The sequence below is a fragment of the Staphylococcus sp. HMSC34C02 genome, assembly GCF_001838705.1.
Lineage (GTDB): Bacteria > Bacillota > Bacilli > Staphylococcales > Staphylococcaceae > Staphylococcus > Staphylococcus borealis.
Genome location: NZ_KV838585.1, coordinates 77530 through 96780, shown reverse-complemented (window position 1 = coordinate 96780; position 19251 = coordinate 77530). Strand labels below are relative to the sequence as shown.

Sequence of the window (19251 nt, the reverse complement as noted above, 5' to 3'; positions counted from 1 at the left end):
ATGCTCTCTCCTTAACTTAAGTAGTCTAACACGACTGTCCCTACTGTCTCTGCAGCTACTAACATTGATGACTCATCAATTGTAAATTTTGGGTGGTGATGTGGATAAATTTTACCATCTTTTGGTGCAGCACCTGAATAAATAAATGTACTTGGTAATGTTGCTGCATAGAAAGCGAAGTCTTCTGATGGTGGTTGAGGTTCACAAACTTCAATACCTTTGATATCATCTGCATCCGCGTTTTGAATTGTTTGTGCAACATATTGTGTAAATTCAGGGTCGTTATATAATGCTGGATAATCTTTTTTAAATTCGAAATCACACGTTACGCCAAATGTTGCTTCAAGACCTTCAACTAAACGTTTTAATTCTTTTTCAATTGTGTCACGTGTGTCATCGGTTAACGCTCTAACATCACCTTCAAGTTCTACTGCATCTTTAATCACGTTAAATTGACCTTTGCCGTCAAATGAACCGATTGTAATCACGCCTGTTTCAAATGGGCTTAGTCGTCGAGATACAATCGTTTGTACTTCCGTAACAAATTGAGCGCCTGCTACAATCGCATCATTAGCCATATGTGGTGAAGAGCCATGACCACCTGAACCTTGTACGTTTAATTTGAAGTAGGCACGTCCAGTTTGAACAAATCCTTCTCTATAGAAGACTTTACCGGCTTCCATCGTACTCATCACATGCGCACCTAAAACGTGATCTACACCATCAAGTACGCCATCTTTAATCATGCCTTGTGCGCCACCTGGAGGCATTTCTTCTGCTGGTTGATGAATAATAATCACTTTACCTTTAAATTGATCTTTCATTTCTATTAATGTTTCACCTAGAATTAACATGTAAGCTGTGTGCGCATCATGACCACAAGCGTGCATCACGCCTTCATTTTTTGATGCGAATGGTAAACCTGTAGCTTCTTTAATTGGTAAAGCATCAAAATCTGCTCGAATCGCAATCGTTTTACCAGGTTTGCCACTATCTATCGTCACTTTAACACCATTAGGCCCTACATTCGTTTCTACTTCACAATCTTTATCTTTGTAGAAATCCGCGATATATTTTGGTGTTTCTTCTTCTTTAAATGATAACTCAGGATGTTCATGTAAATATCTTCTTATTTCAATCATACGTGCTTCTTTTTCTTGTAAAGTGTTAATTAATTGTTTATTCATAATTCATCTCTCCTCACCTATAATTGTATCGTTTATCTCTCAATTTAATAGTTAATCTATGTCCTCTTAGACACCAAATTGTTTAATTTTTTAATTTAAAAAGGAGAATGACAAAAATTAATGATACATTTTTGTCATTCTCCTAATTATACGTATTTATTTATTTCTATGATATGGATGGAGTTCGTCATTACTTTTAAATGATACGTTAGTGTTTCCGCTACTTCTAGTTCTGAAATATCTAATCTAGGGTATGAAATACGGTTCACGTAATCAATCGTTTCTTGGTCCATACCATACGTTGTATTATGTTGTTGCCATACACGATATAACGCGCCATTCTCTTTATCTAACGTATAGTGTTTAACTTTATATAGGCCACTTTGAAGGTCTTTAATTTCAAGTTTAAAGTTCCGTTTCTCCATTACATTAGGCTGTTCTGAAATAGTGTAATATGGATTATAATGATCAGCATCCCACACAACGATTTGAAGATGCGTATCATCACCCACAACCATACATTCCTCATTGCGGAATCTCACATGAGATTGCAACATTCTAAAGAAATTACTTGTAAAGAATGCAGGTCGCTTGCCATCAAATTGATGATATAAATCAATTCCCATCAGACGATGTTCATTCATGACACCATACTTTTGATGTAATTCGTAGTTCAACCAGTAACCTACTGTGCACACTTTCTCATTGATATCTAATAACTGTTTAAATATAATACCCGCTCTAAAATACTCGCCATTTGTCAAATTAGAATTGCCGGTTAAAGTATTCCAATTCAGCAACATAAGTGGAATCGCTTTATGATTGGCTGGAAGCCATTCGAGTAAGGCTTCTACTGTTTCGTTAATATGATTTTTCGCATATTGATACTGTATATCTTCAGACACTTCTAAATTAACGACGTCATTCTGATTGGCTTCGAACGCTAACATATGCACCTTTTCAGCGTGATCTTTAAATAATTGTTTCAAATTATCCTTATTATCACTAACGTCTTGGTCATGCACAATAAATTTCACGTTAGAAATATAATGTTTAAATACATCATATAATTGTACATATTGTTTCAACGCAATGGCATCTATAATCACTGATAGTTGCATGCTACTACTGTGTGTGGTCATATTTATAAAATGTTTAAGAATCTCTATCCAATGCGCACAATACGATTGAAATGCTGGAGCGCTACGTGGCGGTCTCAGACGAATACTCAAATGTATTTGGTGATTCATAAGGAATAATAAACATTCATCTAACGTCATATATTGATGGCTATGCGAAATAATTTCATCTGATGCGACAACATGCTCTTTCCAAGCGTTATCGTTAACTAAATCTTGTACAAGAACCGTATCTAATCCAATTCTATCTTTTACTTCTAATAACTGTTCTCTATAGCGATGTACCCGCAAATTAACAATACTTCCTATTTGAACGATATGGTTATATTTATTTAAGTGCCCAAGACTGTCATCTAACTGGATGTCAATTTCCTTTTGAGGTTCTGCTGATTGAATGACGACATCCATTTGATTATTCACAAACGACGATAAATATTGAATATACCGTCTGATACTTTGCTTATTCATTGGTTTGATATCCGATTGGTGGCTATCTTCAACATGATATTGTTTACGATAGTCACTTGGCGTCATGTGATACCATAATTTAAAGTTTTTAGCTAAGGATGTCGAATTGGAGAATCCATTCCCCAAAGCAACATCGGTAATTGAAATATCAGTATATTTTAAATCATGTTCAGCATTTCTCGTTCTAACTTTATTAAGATAGCTATTAAACGACGTTCCTAATTTCTTTGTGAATAAACGTGACGTATATGAACTAGATAAATTGATATAGTCTGCTAAGTCATCTAAACCGATATGTTCCATGTAATGTTGATTAATAAATTCTGAGGCAAGACTAGCAAAAACGTCATCTTTATTTTGCTCATGTATCATTTCTTGTCTTGACTGATACGGAATAAATTTCACTAGCATCTCGATTAATTGAATCATCATTTGATCCATATGCAATTGATGAAACTTCCCTTTCCTTAAATAGGTAATGCCTATTTTAGCCAATAACGTTTTAATGTCATTATGTATTTTCTGAGATACCTCTTCAAAGTGAAAATAAATATTCTTATCTTCAATATAATGAGAGAAATACTTATTTGACAGTCGTAGTGACATATAGCTAACATCTGTATCATCTAGAATCAAAAAATTTTGATAGCTATTAATTAAAATTAAATCGCCAACGTGATATTGTCTATTTTGATTCTCACTTTGACAAGTGACATTGCCTTTTAATATTAAGTTCAATGATAAATAATCAGAAGCGACATCTTCTTTTTTCGTGTCGAACGTGATTTCATAATTTGTATTCAAGAGGTCTTCATCCACCCTTCTAAACCACTTCTTCTTAACTATCATATCAAAATTCAATGACTATGAAGATTGAAAACATGAGATACAATACTGAACGGATTAAATAAGGTATTAAAAAGCAAATTGGGAGCGGAACAGAATTCATTTTGAATTCAGCGTCCCGCTCCCTAAGTTATCTTCTTTTTCTATTTTTTAGTATTAATATACTGTTTTACAATTAGTGTTGATAATATGGATCAAATTCCATTGCACCAGCATTCTCATCACTCACACCATGTTTATAATAATCAACATATTGTGGTTCTAATGGTTTTCTACCACGGATGATATCTGCTGCTTTTTCAGCAAGCATTAATACAGGTGCATGAATATTACCATTTGTTGTACGTGGCATTGCTGATGCATCAACAACACGTAAATTTTCCATACCATGAACTTTCATAGTTAATGGGTCTACAACTGCCATTGGATCTGATGCAGGTCCCATTTTAGCACTACATGATGGATGCAATGCTGTTTCACCATCTTTACGTACCCAATCTAAGATTTCTTCATCTGTTTGTACGGATGGTCCTGGTGAAATTTCACCACCATTGAATGGATCCATTGCTTTTTGCGCTAAGATATTTCTAGCTACTCGAATTGCTTCAACCCACTCTTGCTCGTCTTCTTTTGTTGAAAGGTAATTAAAGACAATACTTGGTTTTTCAAATGGGTCTTTTGATTTAATTTTTAAGCTACCACGTGAGTTTGAATACATTGGTCCTACGTGCACTTGATAACCATGTGCTACTGGTGCTTTTTGTCCGTCATATCTTACAGCAATCGGTAAGAAGTGGAACATTAAGTTTGGATAAGCAACTTGGTTGTTAGATCTTACGAAAGCACCACCTTCAAAGTGGTTTGATGCAGCAGCACCTTTACGTGCAAATATCCATTGTAAACCAATCCATGGCATACGTTTAACATCTAAGCTTGGTTGTAATGACACTGGTTCTTTACATTCATGTTGAATATATACTTCTAAATGGTCTTCGAAGTTTTCTCCGACGCCTGGTAAATGCATACGTGGTTCGATTCCTTTAGATTTCAAGAATTCTGCGTCACCAATACCTGATAATTGTAATAATTGAGGTGTATTGAACGCACCACCAGATAATATAACTTCACCTGCATCAACCGTATGGTATCTACCATTACGTTTAAATGTTACACCTGTTGCTTTGTTACCATCGAAATGGATTTTAGTGACAAATGCACGTGTTTTAACAGTTAAATTTTTACGTTTCATTACTGGGTGTAAGTAGGCTCTTGATGCTGATACACGACGTCCGTTATGCACTTGGCTATCGAAAGGTCCAAATCCTTCTTGTCTATAACCGTTAACGTCTTTTGTTTTGTGGTATCCTGCTTCTACACCTGCATCAAAGAATGATTTAAATAATGGATTAGTTGCTGGACCACGTTTCAATTTAATTGGACCGTGATGACCTCTGAATTGGTCAAATGGTGTAGCACCGTATGTTTTCTCTAGACGTTTAAAGTATGGTAAGCAATGTGCATAGTCCCATGATTCCATACCTTCTGGTTCAGCCCAACCTTCATAGTCCATTGGGTTACCTCTTTGGTAAATCATACCGTTTATTGAACTAGAGCCACCAAGAACTTTACCACGTGCATGGTCTACTTTACGTCCCATATGTGGTTCTTCTTCTGTTTGATAAATCCAATCGTAGAAACGATTACCTGATGGGAACATTAACGCTGCTGGCATTTGAATGAATAAATCCCAAGGATAGTCACTACGTCCTGCCTCTAACACTAATACATCTTTATCTTTATCTTCTGTTAAACGATTACCTAATACTGAACCGGCACTACCGCCACCAATAATGACGTAATCATATGATTTCTTTTTACTCATTATAAATTCGTCCTCCCTTAAATTGATTATGATGTCTTTATATTTCATGCTTTTAAGTTCGATACGTACAACTTTATAACTCAAATAAATAGAGTCGCATAGCTGATTTATATTACGACTCTATCGCTCTTGCATGGATTTGTTATTTGCTAAAGAAGTTCACTGGCTCAGGATTTGTATTCGTTAAAATATGTTTACTAGTTAAATATTCTTCTAATCCTTCTTTACCTAGTTCACGTCCAATACCTGATTGTTTATAACCACCCCATGGTGCTTGTGCGAAGTATGGATGGAAATCATTAATCCAAACTGTACCAAGTTTTAATTTATTGGCTACACGTTGTGCTTTACCGATATCTTTAGTGAAGACTGCACCTGCTAAACCATAAATAGAGTCATTAGCTAATTTAATTGCTTCTTCTTCACTATCAAATCCTTCAACAGTCACAACTGGACCAAATACTTCTTCTTGAACGATACGCATTGACGTATCACAATCAGTGATTACTGTTGGTTCAAAGAATAAGCCAGCTTGTAAATCTTCTCGTTCTGGGCGTTTACCGCCAATTGCGATTGTAGCGCCGTCTTCTTTTGCAATTTCCATGTAGTTTTCAATCTTACTACGGTGTTCTGTAGAAATTACAGGTCCCATTTCAGTATCATCATCGAAACCATTACCAAGTTTGATTTTACCTACACGATCAATTAACGCCTTCTCAAAGTCGTCTTTAATGTTGTTGTGTACTAAAATGCGTGACCCTGCTGAACATACTTGACCTGCGTGGAAGTAACCACCATTCAAGGCTTGATCCACTGCAACTTCAAAGTCAGCATCATCAAAAATAATATTAGGATTCTTACCACCAAGTTCTAATGCAATGTTAGTAACATGATTAGCAGCATTCTTCATGATATGTTTACCTGTTTCAATGCCACCTGTGAATGAAACTAAATCTACTTCTTCATGACCTGATAGTGTATCTCCGATTTCTTCACCACTACTTAATACTAAGTTGATAACACCTTTAGGGAAGCCAACTTCTTCCATCAATTCGAATACACGAATTGTAGTTAACGGTGTGATTTCACTTGGCTTCATAACAAGTGAGCATCCTGTTGCTAATGCTGGTGCAATCTTCCATGAAGCTTGAAGTAATGGATAATTCCAAGGCGTGATTTGTGTTACGACACCAACAGGTTCCTTAACGACCTTACTTTCAGTGTTTGGAATTGGTGAATTGATGATTTCGCCACCATCTTTATCTGCTAATCCAGCGAAATAAGTAAATACATTGGCGATATCATCCATATCTGCATATGATTCTCCTAATGTTTTACCAGTATCTAATGTTTCTAATTTAGCTAATTCATCACGATGCTCTGTAATTTTATCTGCAATCGCTCTTACTTTTTTACCTCTGACTTCACTTGTTTCTAATGACCACTCGGCATCTTCAAATGCGCGACGTGCTGCAAGTATTGCTCTTTCTGCATCTTCAGCAGTACCTTCTGCAACCGTAAAGATAACTTCTTGGTTATAAGGATTAATAATATCTCTTGTATTTTTATTTGAACTTTCTACCCATTCACCATCGATATACTGACGGTTAGACAATTTCTCTACAAGTTCCATCAAACGACCTCCGTTAAGTTTGTTAAATTTTTATTTAACGAATTTTACAGAACTAGGTTATCATACTTTTCATAGCCTTGCAAACGATATAAAACGACACAACTTTTGAGATAGACTTGAAAATATAGTGTCAAAAGTGCTAATAATAAATATGCGATTTTGAAACTTTTCACCAAACACTTTATAATGATTTAGAATTGAAAAATGAACGTCTTCGTTTATTTCTCTTTAAAAAACTAATAAGTAACAATGGAGGTGCACCATGGCACGTTCAACGAATTATGACCAAAAAATTGAAGAAGCAAAAGATCTTGTTATCAATTCAATCGGTGAAACAATGGATTTGTATGGTACAAACCGTAGCGTCGGTAATCTATACGGCACAATGGTCTTTGAAGGCAGTATGACGCTTGATGAGATGCGTGAACATTTGCAAATGAGCAAGCCGAGCATGAGTGCTGGTGTCAAAAAACTACAAGAATTTGATATCGTGAAACAGCAATTCACTCGTGGCAGCAGAAAGCAACACTTCATTGCAGAGAAGAACTTCTTCCATTTTTTCCGTAACTTCTTTACACAAAAATGGGAACGTGAAGTTGACACGAACTTAGAGGCCGTTGAAAAAGCGCAATTATTGTTAGATGAAACCTTAAAAAACGCTGACTTAGACGAAGCATCTAAAGCAGAAGTTGATAAAATCCAAGCACAATTAGATCATACAAAGCAATATTGTAAATGGCTTGAAAACTTAAGTAACGCGATTGAAAGTGGCCAAATCTTCGAACATTACCCAATTCCAGAAAAAGAAGATATTTAAAAAAAGCTAGAAGATTTTCGAAAGTATGACACTTCGAAAATCTTCTAGCTTTTTATTATTTATAAGTTATCATCATGTGGTTCTTCTTTAACTTGAACAATACGTAATGAACGTCGTTCAATTTCTTTATGCTTATCTGCCCTTGTTTCCAGTTTAATCCGGTCTCTATTAAGCGTAATAATAAATGAAATCATCATAAAGATAAATATCACAATTAATGGCACACTCGCTAAGATAGATGCAGTTTTCAATACCTCAAGTGCACGTTCTCCTCCAACTAACATCAGTGAGAAAGGTAATAAACATAACGCAAATGCCCAAAATAGACGGTTAGCTTTTAATGGTTCGCCAACAACTTTTTTCTGTGATGCAGCAGCTAAAATATATGAACCTGAATCAAATGTTGTTGCTAAGAATAAGAAAGCAGAAATCAAGAATAATACAACAATCAATGTTGAGAATGGCAATTGATGCATTACTTGAATAATCGTCGCTTCAGTACCATGCGTATTTAAAAAGTTAATCACATTAAATTCGCCTGTAATCTGTAAGTACACTGCATAGTTACCAAAGATACCAAAGAACAATAGACAACCTAATGTACCATAAATAATCGTACCTAAAATAACTTCTTTAAGGCGTCGTCCTTTTGAAATACGCGCTATAAACAGACCGATAAATGGTGCATATACTAACCACCATGACCAATAGAATATTGTCCAATCTTGTGGGAAGTTAGTTTCTTTGCGTCCTTCAATTCCACCGAAAGGTTCCATCCAAGTAGCCATATGGAAGAAGTCTCTTAGCATATTACCAAAACTTGTAATTGTCGTTTCCATTATGAAAATGGTAGGACCCACGATAAACACAAAGCCTAGTAATAAGAATGATAACCATACGTTAACATCACTTAATTTTTGAATTCCCTTTTTCAGACCAGAATAAGAACTTACTGCAAACACAACTGTGATCGTCAATAAGATAATTGAACGTACAACCATATTTTCGCCATCGATACCTGTCAATTTCTCAATACCTGCAGAAATCATAGGAACACCGAGCGCAAGTGATGTTGCAGCCCCGCCAAGTAGTCCGAAAATGAATAATATATCTACTAATTTACCTAAAAATTTATCTGTTTGTCCTTTAAGAACTGGACGACATGCTTGACTAATTTTGTAAATAGGTTGTTTCTTAACGAATACTAAATAACCAATAGGTAGTGCTGGTAAGACATAAATCGCCCATGCGATTGGTCCCCAATGGAACATACCATATTGCGTGGCATATGTAAGTGCTTCATCTGACATCGCTTTTGCACCATTTGGTGGGACTTGATAATAGAACGCCCACTCAATGACACCCCAATATAATATGTCTGATCCAATACCTGCACAGAATAACATAGACGCCCAACTGAAGTTATTAAATTCAGGTCTATCCGTTGCTTTTCCAAGCGTCACATTACCGTAGCGACCGAACGCAATATATAATACAAAGAATAAAACGGCTAATCCCATAAATAAATACACTGATCCAATTGAATTGGATATCGCACTGTTGATATCAGTAATTACTTTTTCACTGGCTTCCGGAAAAATCATCATCGGTGTAACAGCCACAAGTAATACGACTACCGTCCCTATAAAAGTCGGCCAATCCATAATTTTTTCTCGTTTCAATTATGTTCCTCCTCAAAATAGTTGTTTCGATAAAAATTAAAAAACCACTTTCTTGTCACGGTTTATTCACATATTGACGATATCTAAAATTAAATAAAAATGCAAATTACATTCAAATTATACTTTTCAGTTTATTGAATAAATATATATTTCAGACATATTTTAAAGCTTTAGAAATTGCTATAACAACAGTGTTAAATTTAAACTTAACGTATTTAACAAATTTTATTTTGTATTATTTTTGCATAATCATACCCTTATAATGAATTTATATTTATTTAACATTTTTTAAATTTCTCATTTCACTCCTAAAAAAGACTACAAATCATCGAGCATGTCGCCCCAAAATTTGTACTCTCTATATCTAAAATCCTAATATCGATTTTATTAAGAATCCAACTATAATCGATACGCCAATCGCAAAGAATCCTGGAATAATGAAACTTGTCGCTCGTGTACGTCCAGTCTCATCTAAATTAACCGCAAATAATAGCGTTGGTTGTGCAGGAATAACGAAGTTGACATTGAGCGTTTGCACCATTGCAATAAAGTACATTGGTGGAATGCCCATACTCATAACAATTGGCACCATAATCGATGCGGTTGCAGTTTGAGAGATGACGATCATCGCCACTACAGCAACTAAGACAATGACTAACCAAGGTATAGATTGGATTGTTTGTCCGATATCCTCTTGAATAATTTTTAAGTTTTGAGGTGCGTTAAATACAGTTGCACCTAACCAGCCAGGTCCGAGTACTGCAAAGAGTGCACCAATAGCGGATTGTGCAATATTGGAAGACAAGATATCACTCGTATTAATCTTCATCATTAATAGATTAATCGCAACACTCAAATACATAAAGAACTGTACAATTTCTGTCATTGTTACGTTAACTTGTTCACCATCGACGTTAAAGGCTGGCATTAAATTTGGAAAGATACCAAATGTTAATATTGCTGACACACACAGTAAAAAGCTAACTACACCTAATTTAGTTTTAGTTGAAAATGATTGTTTAACAGATACTTCAGGTGTATGCGCCATTTCACTCGGCGTAACTGATGTCTTTCGACCGACAAACGTACAAAAGACACTTAACATTAGCATTGTAATAATCGCTGTAGGTAATACAATACTTAAATATTGTCCCATCGATATATGATAACCCGCCATTACCGAAATAATGTAGGCTGTTGCTGATGCTGCCGGACTACATAATAAAGCTAAATTAGCAGTCAATACAGAAGCAGTAAGCGGTCGCTTAGGTTGTATATTAGCCTTAACCGCAGTTTTGGCAATAATAGGTTCTAAGGATAACGCAATATTTGCTGTACCTACGCCAAACACAAATAAAAAGACAATCATTGGCGCTATAAAAATAATCGATCTTGGAAAGCGTTCGATAACTTTGGAAGCGAGAAAGACTAAATAGTCAATACCTCCTGTAGCTTGCAAGGTACCACCAGCGATACCAATGGATAAAATAATTAATACTGCAGTAACAGGCGCTGAACCTGGGGGCAATTGAAAGCCAAAGATCATTATGAGTTGTGCCACAATGGCGAAGATACCACACCCTAATGCACCAGCCGCACGAAGCCCTAATAATATAGCTAGTATCATTATGATGATTTCTACTACAAACAGTAGCATGATGAAAGCTCCTAACTTTTCTGAAAATTATTGTGATTTTTTTAACATAAATAGTTTATCACTTGAAGATGTCAAAAGTATAGAATTGTAGATAATTTAAAATATTAAATGTAAATAAAATGTGAACTCACATTCTGACATATTCATTCCAATTAACTATTATCCCACTCTAAAAAACCTTGAAAGTATGCTGCTTCTAGCATCTTTCAAGGTCGATATTATCCATTATTTTGAATGGTCATCTTTGAGTGTTCCTTTTTTAATTGGGGCCGCTTCGTAATCACCCTCGATTTCTTTATCTTCAGTATGACCTTTAGCCATTTCTACATTTTTCTCAGTTTCTTTACGCTTTTCTTTTTTTGAACGCTTATCATACGCACGTTCTTCTAGTAATGATCCCCAAATAAGGCCACATATCACCGCAATCGTTACGATGATAATTAATGCTAATATAATCCATTTGATTACATCAAACGTCATCTTTAGTCACCCTCCTTTACGATTCACATATACAATCTAATATTAATTTCACTTATTATTGTGTTTCCCGTTATACCTCCGCTTCAATCACACGATGCGCTATCTCGACATGCCCTTTTCCAAAAAGAAAAAACCACGACGCCGTTAGATTAGGCATCGTGGTTAAAATGATTTCAAATTATGAAATGTAGTTATATGAACCAGCTTGGCTAGCTGAGATTGTACGTGATGATACGACACCAGGTCCACCGTTATAGTTCATTTCTGAAACTTTAACTGAACCGTCAGCGTTAACACTTTCAACGTATGCAACGTGACCGTATGCACCTTGAGACGTTTGCATTACTGCACCTGCTTTAGGTGTGTTGTTAACTGTATAGCCATCTGCAGCAGCTGCAGTTGCCCAGTTATTTGCGTTGCCCCAAGTGCTACCAATTTTACCGCCTACTTTGTCATATACATAATACGTACATTGACCAGCAGTGTATAGGTTTGCACCGCCACTTGATTTACCTGATAATGCTGCACTACTTGAGCTTGTTGATTGAGTAGTTGGTGCGTTTTGAGTTGTTACTTTAACGTTACGATCTGAAGTTGAATAGTTAGCACCTAAACCGCCACCAGCATTATTGTTTGCTGTGTAAGATTGTGTATTTTGGCTAGATTGATTGTTATTGTAGTTGTAATTGTAGTTATTGTATGATTGTGTATTGTTTACTGCTTGGTTGCCAGTGTATTGTTGACCACTTTGTTGCGCTTGAGCTGGGCTCCAGTTACCTTGCCATTGATAATGGTAATTACCTTGTTGGTCAATTGTGTATGTGTAACTGTATGAATATGGGTCATTAGGGTTATATCCATTATTATTTTCCGCTGCGTCTGCATCCTGATGTGCTAATCCAAATGTTGCAATACCTGCTGTTGCGATTGTAGCTGTAGCGATCTTTTTCATAATTAAATATCCTCCTAGAATGTTTAAAGCTTTTTATCTCGTGGCTACCTGCAATTGACATATTAGAAATTTTAAATCATTCAATTCAAAATGTTTTTAAGTAATTTTTTCTTCGTTAATTAACGACAAGACATACTCTAACAGACACATAAGGGTTTGTGTGGAATGTTAAGGCTTTGTAAATGAATCATAATAATTTTACTTCGCATGTAATAAACATAGACTTATATTACAACTTGTAAAATACGCCTGTGCCAAGACTTATAGCACGTTAATCAACAGTGTATTCACATGCTTTGTAATTTATCTGATTATTTTAGACATGTTTTATTTCATGAAAAGTGGGAAGTATAAAGCGTTTTCTCATAATAGAGGGAAGTCATTTTAGAGTGGATGATATGTAATCATAAGCATTAGAACAGCCTATAACCGACAAGTAGGCATTGTAAAAGAGGGTCATACCACGATATAGTTTTGAAATTTGTAATGCTCTCAACATTGACAATTAAAAAGCGTATTGCCAATTTCAAAATAACTGACAATACGCTTGCTTTCATTAAATATATTGCTTTTCTTTCAAGTATTCAATAATTGTATTAACTGATGCTTCTACACTTTGATGTTCAGTATCAATTGTAATTTCTGGTTGATGTGGTGCTTCATATGGTGCACTAATACCTGTAAATTCTTTGATTTCGCCAGCGCGTGCCTTTTTATAAAGGCCTTTAGGATCACGTTGTTCACATGCTTCAACGCTGCATGCTGTATATACTTCAATGAATTCGCCATCCTCTAAAATGGCACGAACGTCATCACGGTCGGCTCTGTACGGCGAGATAAAAGCTGTAATAGCAATTGTACCTGCATCTACAAGCAATTTACTCACTTCACCGATACGTCGAATATTTTCCTTACGATCTTCTGGACTGAAGCCTAAGTTGTTATTTAAACCGTGACGGACGTTATCTCCGTCTAAGCGATAGGAATGCTTCCCTAATTGGAACAATGCTTTTTCAAGTGCAACGGATACAGTTGATTTCCCAGAGCCTGATAATCCTGTAAACCATATCACTACACTTTTATGACCATTTTGTTGTTGTCTATCTGACTTGGTAACTTCAGAATCGTGCCATGTAATATTCGTTGATTGACTCATGTTAACCCCTCCGAATTAATTTTGTTTTAAACCTTTAATTAAGACTTCCGCTACTTCAGGTCTAGAGAATTTAGTAGGTAATGATTCACCGTTTCTTAATTTTTCTCTTACTTTCGTACCACTTAAGTGCACATGTTCTGATGCATCGTGTGGGCAAGTTTTGGCTGTAGCCATGTTACCGCATTTTTCACAATAAAAGGCATGCTCAAATTTCAATATTTGAATATCTAATTCATCTTCAAACTGAGAAATTAATTCTTGTGCTTCATATGTGCCGTAATAATCGCCTACACCTGCATGGTCACGACCCACAATGAAGTGTGTGCAACCATAGTTCTTACGTACGGTCGCATGTAGAATCGCTTCTCGTGGTCCAGCGTAACGCATTGCTGCTGGATAAATGACTAAACGCGCTCTATCTTGAGGGAAATAGTTCTTTAAAATAGCTTGATAACTTTCCATACGAACATCTGCTGGAATATCGTCTGCTTTCGTTTCTCCTACTAACGGGTTAAGTAACAGACCATCTACAATTTCTAATGCAGATTTTTGGATATATTCATGTGCACGATGAACAGGATTTCTTGTTTGGAAACCTACGACAGTCTTCCATCCTAAATCATGGAATAATTGACGTGTTTCTGCTGGATCTAAATGGAAATTAGAGAATTCATCATGTTTAGGTCGATTGATTAATTGAATTGGACCTGCTAGATACACATTACCTTTGTCATACACTTTTTTAACACCTGGATGGGCGTCATCTGTTGTACCGTAGACATTTTGCGCTTCTTTAGTCTTATCATACGTATATTTTTCTTCTAATTTCAATGTGCCATATAATTCGCCATCTTCGCCATATAAAGCGATGTCATCGCCAATAGCTAATTTATCCGCTTCTTCTTCAGTAACTGGTAATGTAATCGGAATACTCCACACTAATCCATTTTCAAGATGTGTTGTTTCAACTACTTTAGTATAATCCGCTTCGCCCATAAACCCTGTTAATGGACTAAAACCACCAATGCCGATTAATTCTAAGTCAGAAATTGACCAAGGATTCAACGTAATCACTTTATAAGATTGTGCTGCTTCAAGAAGATGTGCTCTTTCTTCGCCTTCTACTACACGGTTAATTAACTCGCCACCATGTGGTTTAATCGTATAATTAATAATCTGTTCATGTGTTGCCATTATTGATAACCCCTTTTCCAATTAATTAGATTAGTTTACTCGGTTTTATTTATAAGAAAAAGACAATTTTTTGTTGCGAATGACAGTGATAATAACAAGTATCACAATCGCACAAACAATTGCGAATCTTACAACATTTGTAATTGTGTCATCATGTACAAAATACGTCATTAATGCGTTGCTATTGGTAAAGATGATTAATCCACCCACACAAATGGCTAAAATATTAATAGGTAATATCTTAGTTAAGTAAGCTGAAATAGGTGCCGCCACCATGCCACCAACACTTAATGCAATCACAAACCACCAATTAATTTGTGTAATACCTAAGAAGATGATGAAACTTAATGACGTTGATAATGTTACAAAAAACTCACTCGCGGATACTGTACCAATCGCATACCGTGGTTGTATCTTGTGACTCGCTAATAACAAAGGTGTATTAACGGGTCCCCAACCGCCGCCACCAATTGCATCTAAGAATCCAGCGATGGCACCTTGAGGTACTAGCTTAAAGCTACTTAACTTACCAACATGCGTATGGATTTCTTTATTTCTTTTAAATAAAAATTGATACAAAATATATAACCCCATTGAAAGTAAGAACAATGCGATATATGGTTTAATATAATTTCCATGTATTTGTGTCAGCAGACCTGCACCAATAAAGCCACTGATGGCACCTGGAATCGCTAACTTTAACATCGTTGGCTTATGCACATTCTCGAATTTCCAATGTGATGTTCCGGATGCAGCAGTCGTCGCTATTTCTGAAAAGTGCACCGTCGCCGATACAATTGCTGGTGCAATACCATAAGTTAATAATATGGAAGATGATGAGGCACCGAATCCCATTCCTAGTGATCCATCAACAAGTTGGGCTAAAAAACCAGCTAATGCAAATATAAATAATTTCCTCATATATCACATGCCCCCTGACATTAAACTTGTGATTGAAGCCATCGCATGAATTCAATTTGTTTCTCCTCATCCAAATAGTCCTCAGACAATACATGTTGTAATAATGCTTGCTTTCTAGATGGCTCTATCGTTGACGCTTTAATACGTTGTCTACTTTCATATAAAAAATCGATATAGTTTTCATATCGTTCATCATAAGTATCTTGCAATGTCGATATAATTTGTCGTCCTAATTTAGGACTTGCACCATCAGTCGATACACTAATGGTTAATTTGCCACGTTTCAGCACACTAGGAAACGTCACATCGCCAGCAGAAGCATCAGCCGCATGATTTAATAGCATACCTTCTGGCAAACTATCTTTAACGTATTGATTTACTTCTGGTTGATCAGTCGCAATAATGACTAGATATGCGTGACTTATATCTTGTGGTTCAAAACCTTTTTCAGACCACGTGACACGTTGTTGCTGCAGTAATGTATGTAATTCTGTGGTGATTGAAGGACTAACAATATGAACATGGGCACCGTATTCTACTAAAGATGTTGCTCGTCTCGTTGCTACTTTCCCACCACCAACAATGACAATCTTTTTATCTTGTAAATCAATCATAAGTGGCATACTGCTCATATTGCTTCCTCCTTGAACATTAATTATGTTTCATATTTTATTTATTAAAATTAAGGTAACGTCATTTCTAAATCTGAAGTTTGTTCTTTAAACCAGCTGATTTTGTGTCGCATTTGGACAACATCACCAATAATAATCATAGCTGGATTTTGAATTTCTGAAGCGCGTTCTACGATGTTCCCTAATGTACCATCGATGGTCTTTTGAGACGATGTCGTACCTAAATGTACGAGCGCCACAGGAGTGTCTATGGATTTACCATGATTTATAAGTAAATGACAAATTTCAGGTAAGCGTTTGACGCCCATATACACACACAGTGTTTCTGGGCCATGTGCTAAATGTGCCCAATAATCATCTTTAGACATACCTGGTTTATTCACCGCCGTTACAAATGCAACTGACGAACTATAATCTCTATGCGTGACAGGAATACCTGCATAAGCCGGTGCAGCAATACCGGATGTAATACCTGGCACGATTTCAAATGGAATTTGATGATGTGCCAAGATCTCCGCTTCTTCACCACCACGCCCAAAGACGAATGGGTCACCACCTTTTAAACGAGTGATAACATGACCTTTTTTCGCTAAATTGACCAACATACGATTGGTTTCTTCCTGTGGCAAGGAATGTTTATTTGGATCTTTACCACAATAGAAGAACTTCGTCCCAGGTTTAGCTAATTCTAAAATATCTTTATTAACTAAGCGATCATATAAAATGACATCTGACGTTTGAATGGCTTTCATACCTTTAATCGTTAGTAACTCAGGATCGCCAGGTCCTGCACCTACTAGATAAACTTTCCCCATGTTGTCACCCCGTTTAAAACAACTTATCTCAAACTTTAACTATGGAAATCTTGTCCGCCATGAACTTTGGCTACAACACCTGAGCGAATAACAAAGTCACCGAAGTGTTCACCTTCAAGACGTTCTTTACCATAGTCCATTAGAATTGGACGTAAACTTTCAAGAATTTCTTGTTCTCCAATATTCTCTTTATACAATTTATTTAAGCGTTCACCTTTGAAGCCACCGCCTAAATACATATTATATTTACCTGGTGCTTTACCAATAAATGCAATTTCTGCAAGTGCTGGTCTTGCACAACCATTTGGACAACCTGTCATACGGATTGTGATTTCTTCATCATTCACACCCGCTTCATCTAATAAATCTTCAATCTTAGAAATTAATGATGGTAAATAACGTTCTGACTCAGCCATAGCTAAACCGCATGTTGGGAATGCAACGCATGCCATAGAGTTTCGTCTTAGTCCTGTATAATTTTTACCATCTGTAAGACCATATTGATCGATGAGATTTTGAATTTCTTCTTTTTTCTCAGGAGTTACATTCGCAATAATTAAATTTTGATTTGGAGATAATCTGAAGTCGCCCGTATGTGTTTCTGCAATTTTTCGTAATGCCGTTTTTAATTGATAATCTTCTGTATCTTTCACACGTCCATTTTGAATGAATAACGTATAATTCCAAACACCTTCGTCACCTTCTATCCAACCTAGACGGTCACCATTGTGCTCGAATTCAAAGTCGCGCGCATCTTCAATGTCCCAACCCAAACGCGTATTCAATTCTTCGACAACCTTATCTACGCCTAAGCGGTCAACTGTATATTTAAAACGTGCGTTCTTACGGTTCTCACGATTACCATAATCACGTTGAATGGTTAAGATCTTCTCACAAACATCAACGACTTTATCTTTAGGAACAAAGCCAGCTAAACGACCAACTTGTGGGTACGTATCGGTATTTCCGTGTGTCATACCCATACCGCCACCAATTGTGACATTGAATCCGATAAGTGTTCCATCTTCAACAATACCGATAAGCCCGATATCTTGAGAATACACGTCAATATCATTAGATGGCGGTAGTGCGATACCAATTTTAAATTTACGTGGTAAATATTTCTTACCATACATTGGTTCGATTTCTTCTGAAGAATCTAATACTTTTTCGCCGTCTAACCAAATTTCATGATAGGCATTCGTCTTAGGTAATAGATGGTCACTGATTTGAGTTGCATAATCGTTAATTTCTTTATGAATATGTGATTGATATGGATTAGGATTACACATTGTATTACGATTCACGTCCCCGCATGCCGCAATCGTATCAAGTACTGATTCGTTAATTTTCTTCATAGATGTTTTTAAATTTCTTTTTAAAATGCCGTGAAATTGGAACGTCTGACGTGTCGTTAATTTCAATGTATGATTTGCGTAGTTGTTTGAAATGTCATCCATGGCAATCCATTGTTCAGGTGTCGCAGTCCCACCAGGTAGACGTACACGAATCATAAAGCTATAGGCTGGTTCTAACTTCTGTTTACGACGTTCATCGCGTAAATCTCTATCATCTTGTTGATAACTACCATGGAATTTCAATAGTTTAGTGTCATCATCTGAAATGGCACCAGTAAGTGGGTCTGCTAAGCCTTGCTCAATTGTCCCACGCAAATAATTACTTTCGTCTTTTAAATATTCTAAAGCATCTAGCTTCTTATCCAGTTCATCTGACATCTGCTTATTTGTCTTAGCCATTAAGTACCACCCTTTCTATTAGTACACATCGCG

Annotated in this window: 15 protein-coding genes; 1 reads left to right on the top strand and 14 read right to left on the bottom strand. The window is 36.2% G+C overall.

The annotated features are described in order from the left end of the window. Positions 1 to 11: 11 nt before the first annotated feature. The 4 genes from HMPREF3239_RS07580 to betB all read right to left on the bottom strand — a co-directional run bounded on the left by HMPREF3239_RS07580 (position 12) and on the right by betB (position 7155). Positions 12 to 1187 carry a M20 family metallopeptidase gene (locus tag HMPREF3239_RS07580; RefSeq protein WP_070855233.1) on the bottom strand — a complete coding sequence of 392 codons (1176 nt, stop codon included), beginning with the start codon at positions 1185 to 1187 and terminating at the stop codon, positions 12 to 14. A 146-nt stretch (positions 1188 to 1333) separates the two neighbouring features. Further along, positions 1334 to 3598, bottom strand: a complete 2265-nt coding sequence (locus tag HMPREF3239_RS07575) for a transcriptional regulator AryK (protein ID WP_070855247.1) — start codon at positions 3596 to 3598, stop codon at positions 1334 to 1336. 217 nt (positions 3599 to 3815) lie between these two features. Beyond that, positions 3816 to 5525 (bottom strand): choline dehydrogenase, encoded by a 1710-nt coding sequence (gene betA / locus HMPREF3239_RS07570; protein ID WP_141763606.1) that lies wholly within the window; start codon positions 5523 to 5525, stop codon positions 3816 to 3818. Positions 5526 to 5664: 139 nt separating this feature from the next. Beyond that, on the bottom strand, positions 5665 to 7155 hold the full coding sequence (gene betB / locus HMPREF3239_RS07565) for a betaine-aldehyde dehydrogenase (RefSeq protein WP_053028916.1): 1491 nt from the start codon (positions 7153 to 7155) through the stop codon (positions 5665 to 5667). A gap of 262 nt (positions 7156 to 7417) precedes the next feature. On the opposite strand from betB, the gene HMPREF3239_RS07560 reads away from it, so the two are divergent. Continuing rightward, complete coding sequence (locus HMPREF3239_RS07560) at positions 7418 to 7972, top strand: choline uptake/conversion transcriptional regulator CudC (protein ID WP_070855231.1); 555 nt, start codon at positions 7418 to 7420, stop codon at positions 7970 to 7972. Positions 7973 to 8031: 59 nt separating this feature from the next. Here HMPREF3239_RS07560 and HMPREF3239_RS07555 read toward each other — a convergent pair whose 3' ends face one another. The 10 genes from HMPREF3239_RS07555 to cysI all read right to left on the bottom strand — a co-directional run bounded on the left by HMPREF3239_RS07555 (position 8032) and on the right by cysI (position 19218). Beyond that, the gene (locus HMPREF3239_RS07555; RefSeq protein WP_053028918.1) at positions 8032 to 9654 is read right to left on the bottom strand and encodes a BCCT family transporter; all 1623 of its coding nucleotides are present in this window, start codon (positions 9652 to 9654) and stop codon (positions 8032 to 8034) included. A gap of 364 nt (positions 9655 to 10018) precedes the next feature. Further along, complete coding sequence (locus HMPREF3239_RS07550) at positions 10019 to 11311, bottom strand: anaerobic C4-dicarboxylate transporter family protein (RefSeq protein WP_053028919.1); 1293 nt, start codon at positions 11309 to 11311, stop codon at positions 10019 to 10021. A gap of 225 nt (positions 11312 to 11536) precedes the next feature. Further along, complete coding sequence (locus HMPREF3239_RS07545; RefSeq protein ID WP_070855230.1) at positions 11537 to 11791, bottom strand: hypothetical protein; 255 nt, start codon at positions 11789 to 11791, stop codon at positions 11537 to 11539. A gap of 178 nt (positions 11792 to 11969) precedes the next feature. Beyond that, positions 11970 to 12743 (bottom strand): CHAP domain-containing protein, encoded by a 774-nt coding sequence (locus HMPREF3239_RS07540; RefSeq protein ID WP_053028921.1) that lies wholly within the window; start codon positions 12741 to 12743, stop codon positions 11970 to 11972. 556 nt (positions 12744 to 13299) lie between these two features. Next, positions 13300 to 13899, bottom strand: a complete 600-nt coding sequence (cysC, locus tag HMPREF3239_RS07535) for an adenylyl-sulfate kinase (RefSeq protein ID WP_070855229.1) — start codon at positions 13897 to 13899, stop codon at positions 13300 to 13302. A 15-nt stretch (positions 13900 to 13914) separates the two neighbouring features. After that, positions 13915 to 15093, bottom strand: a complete 1179-nt coding sequence (gene sat, locus HMPREF3239_RS07530; protein WP_070855228.1) for a sulfate adenylyltransferase — start codon at positions 15091 to 15093, stop codon at positions 13915 to 13917. A gap of 45 nt (positions 15094 to 15138) precedes the next feature. Then, a complete protein-coding gene (locus HMPREF3239_RS07525; RefSeq protein WP_053028926.1) occupies positions 15139 to 16014 on the bottom strand; it encodes a sulfite exporter TauE/SafE family protein in 876 nt (291 codons plus the stop codon). A 20-nt stretch (positions 16015 to 16034) separates the two neighbouring features. Then, positions 16035 to 16646 carry an NAD(P)-binding protein gene (locus HMPREF3239_RS07520; protein WP_070855227.1) on the bottom strand — a complete coding sequence of 204 codons (612 nt, stop codon included), beginning with the start codon at positions 16644 to 16646 and terminating at the stop codon, positions 16035 to 16037. Positions 16647 to 16696: 50 nt separating this feature from the next. Next, positions 16697 to 17461 (bottom strand): uroporphyrinogen-III C-methyltransferase, encoded by a 765-nt coding sequence (cobA, locus tag HMPREF3239_RS07515; protein ID WP_070855226.1) that lies wholly within the window; start codon positions 17459 to 17461, stop codon positions 16697 to 16699. A gap of 35 nt (positions 17462 to 17496) precedes the next feature. Continuing rightward, complete coding sequence (cysI, locus tag HMPREF3239_RS07510) at positions 17497 to 19218, bottom strand: assimilatory sulfite reductase (NADPH) hemoprotein subunit (protein WP_070855225.1); 1722 nt, start codon at positions 19216 to 19218, stop codon at positions 17497 to 17499. Positions 19219 to 19251 lie beyond the last annotated feature (33 nt).

Coding starts and splice junctions, on each gene's coding strand:
- HMPREF3239_RS07580 (WP_070855233.1), bottom strand. CDS start 1,187: ATGAATAAACAATTAATTAACACTTTACAAGAAAAAGAAGCACGTATG.
- betB (WP_053028916.1), bottom strand. CDS start 7,155: ATGGAACTTGTAGAGAAATTGTCTAACCGTCAGTATATCGATGGTGAA.
- HMPREF3239_RS07560 (WP_070855231.1), top strand. CDS start 7,418: ATGGCACGTTCAACGAATTATGACCAAAAAATTGAAGAAGCAAAAGAT.
- HMPREF3239_RS07550 (WP_053028919.1), bottom strand. CDS start 11,311: ATGCTACTGTTTGTAGTAGAAATCATCATAATGATACTAGCTATATTA.
- HMPREF3239_RS07545 (WP_070855230.1), bottom strand. CDS start 11,791: ATGACGTTTGATGTAATCAAATGGATTATATTAGCATTAATTATCATC.
- HMPREF3239_RS07540 (WP_053028921.1), bottom strand. CDS start 12,743: ATGAAAAAGATCGCTACAGCTACAATCGCAACAGCAGGTATTGCAACA.
- cysC (WP_070855229.1), bottom strand. CDS start 13,899: ATGAGTCAATCAACGAATATTACATGGCACGATTCTGAAGTTACCAAG.
- sat (WP_070855228.1), bottom strand. CDS start 15,093: ATGGCAACACATGAACAGATTATTAATTATACGATTAAACCACATGGT.
- HMPREF3239_RS07525 (WP_053028926.1), bottom strand. CDS start 16,014: ATGAGGAAATTATTTATATTTGCATTAGCTGGTTTTTTAGCCCAACTT.
- HMPREF3239_RS07520 (WP_070855227.1), bottom strand. CDS start 16,646: ATGAGCAGTATGCCACTTATGATTGATTTACAAGATAAAAAGATTGTC.
- cobA (WP_070855226.1), bottom strand. CDS start 17,461: ATGGGGAAAGTTTATCTAGTAGGTGCAGGACCTGGCGATCCTGAGTTA.
- cysI (WP_070855225.1), bottom strand. CDS start 19,218: ATGGCTAAGACAAATAAGCAGATGTCAGATGAACTGGATAAGAAGCTA.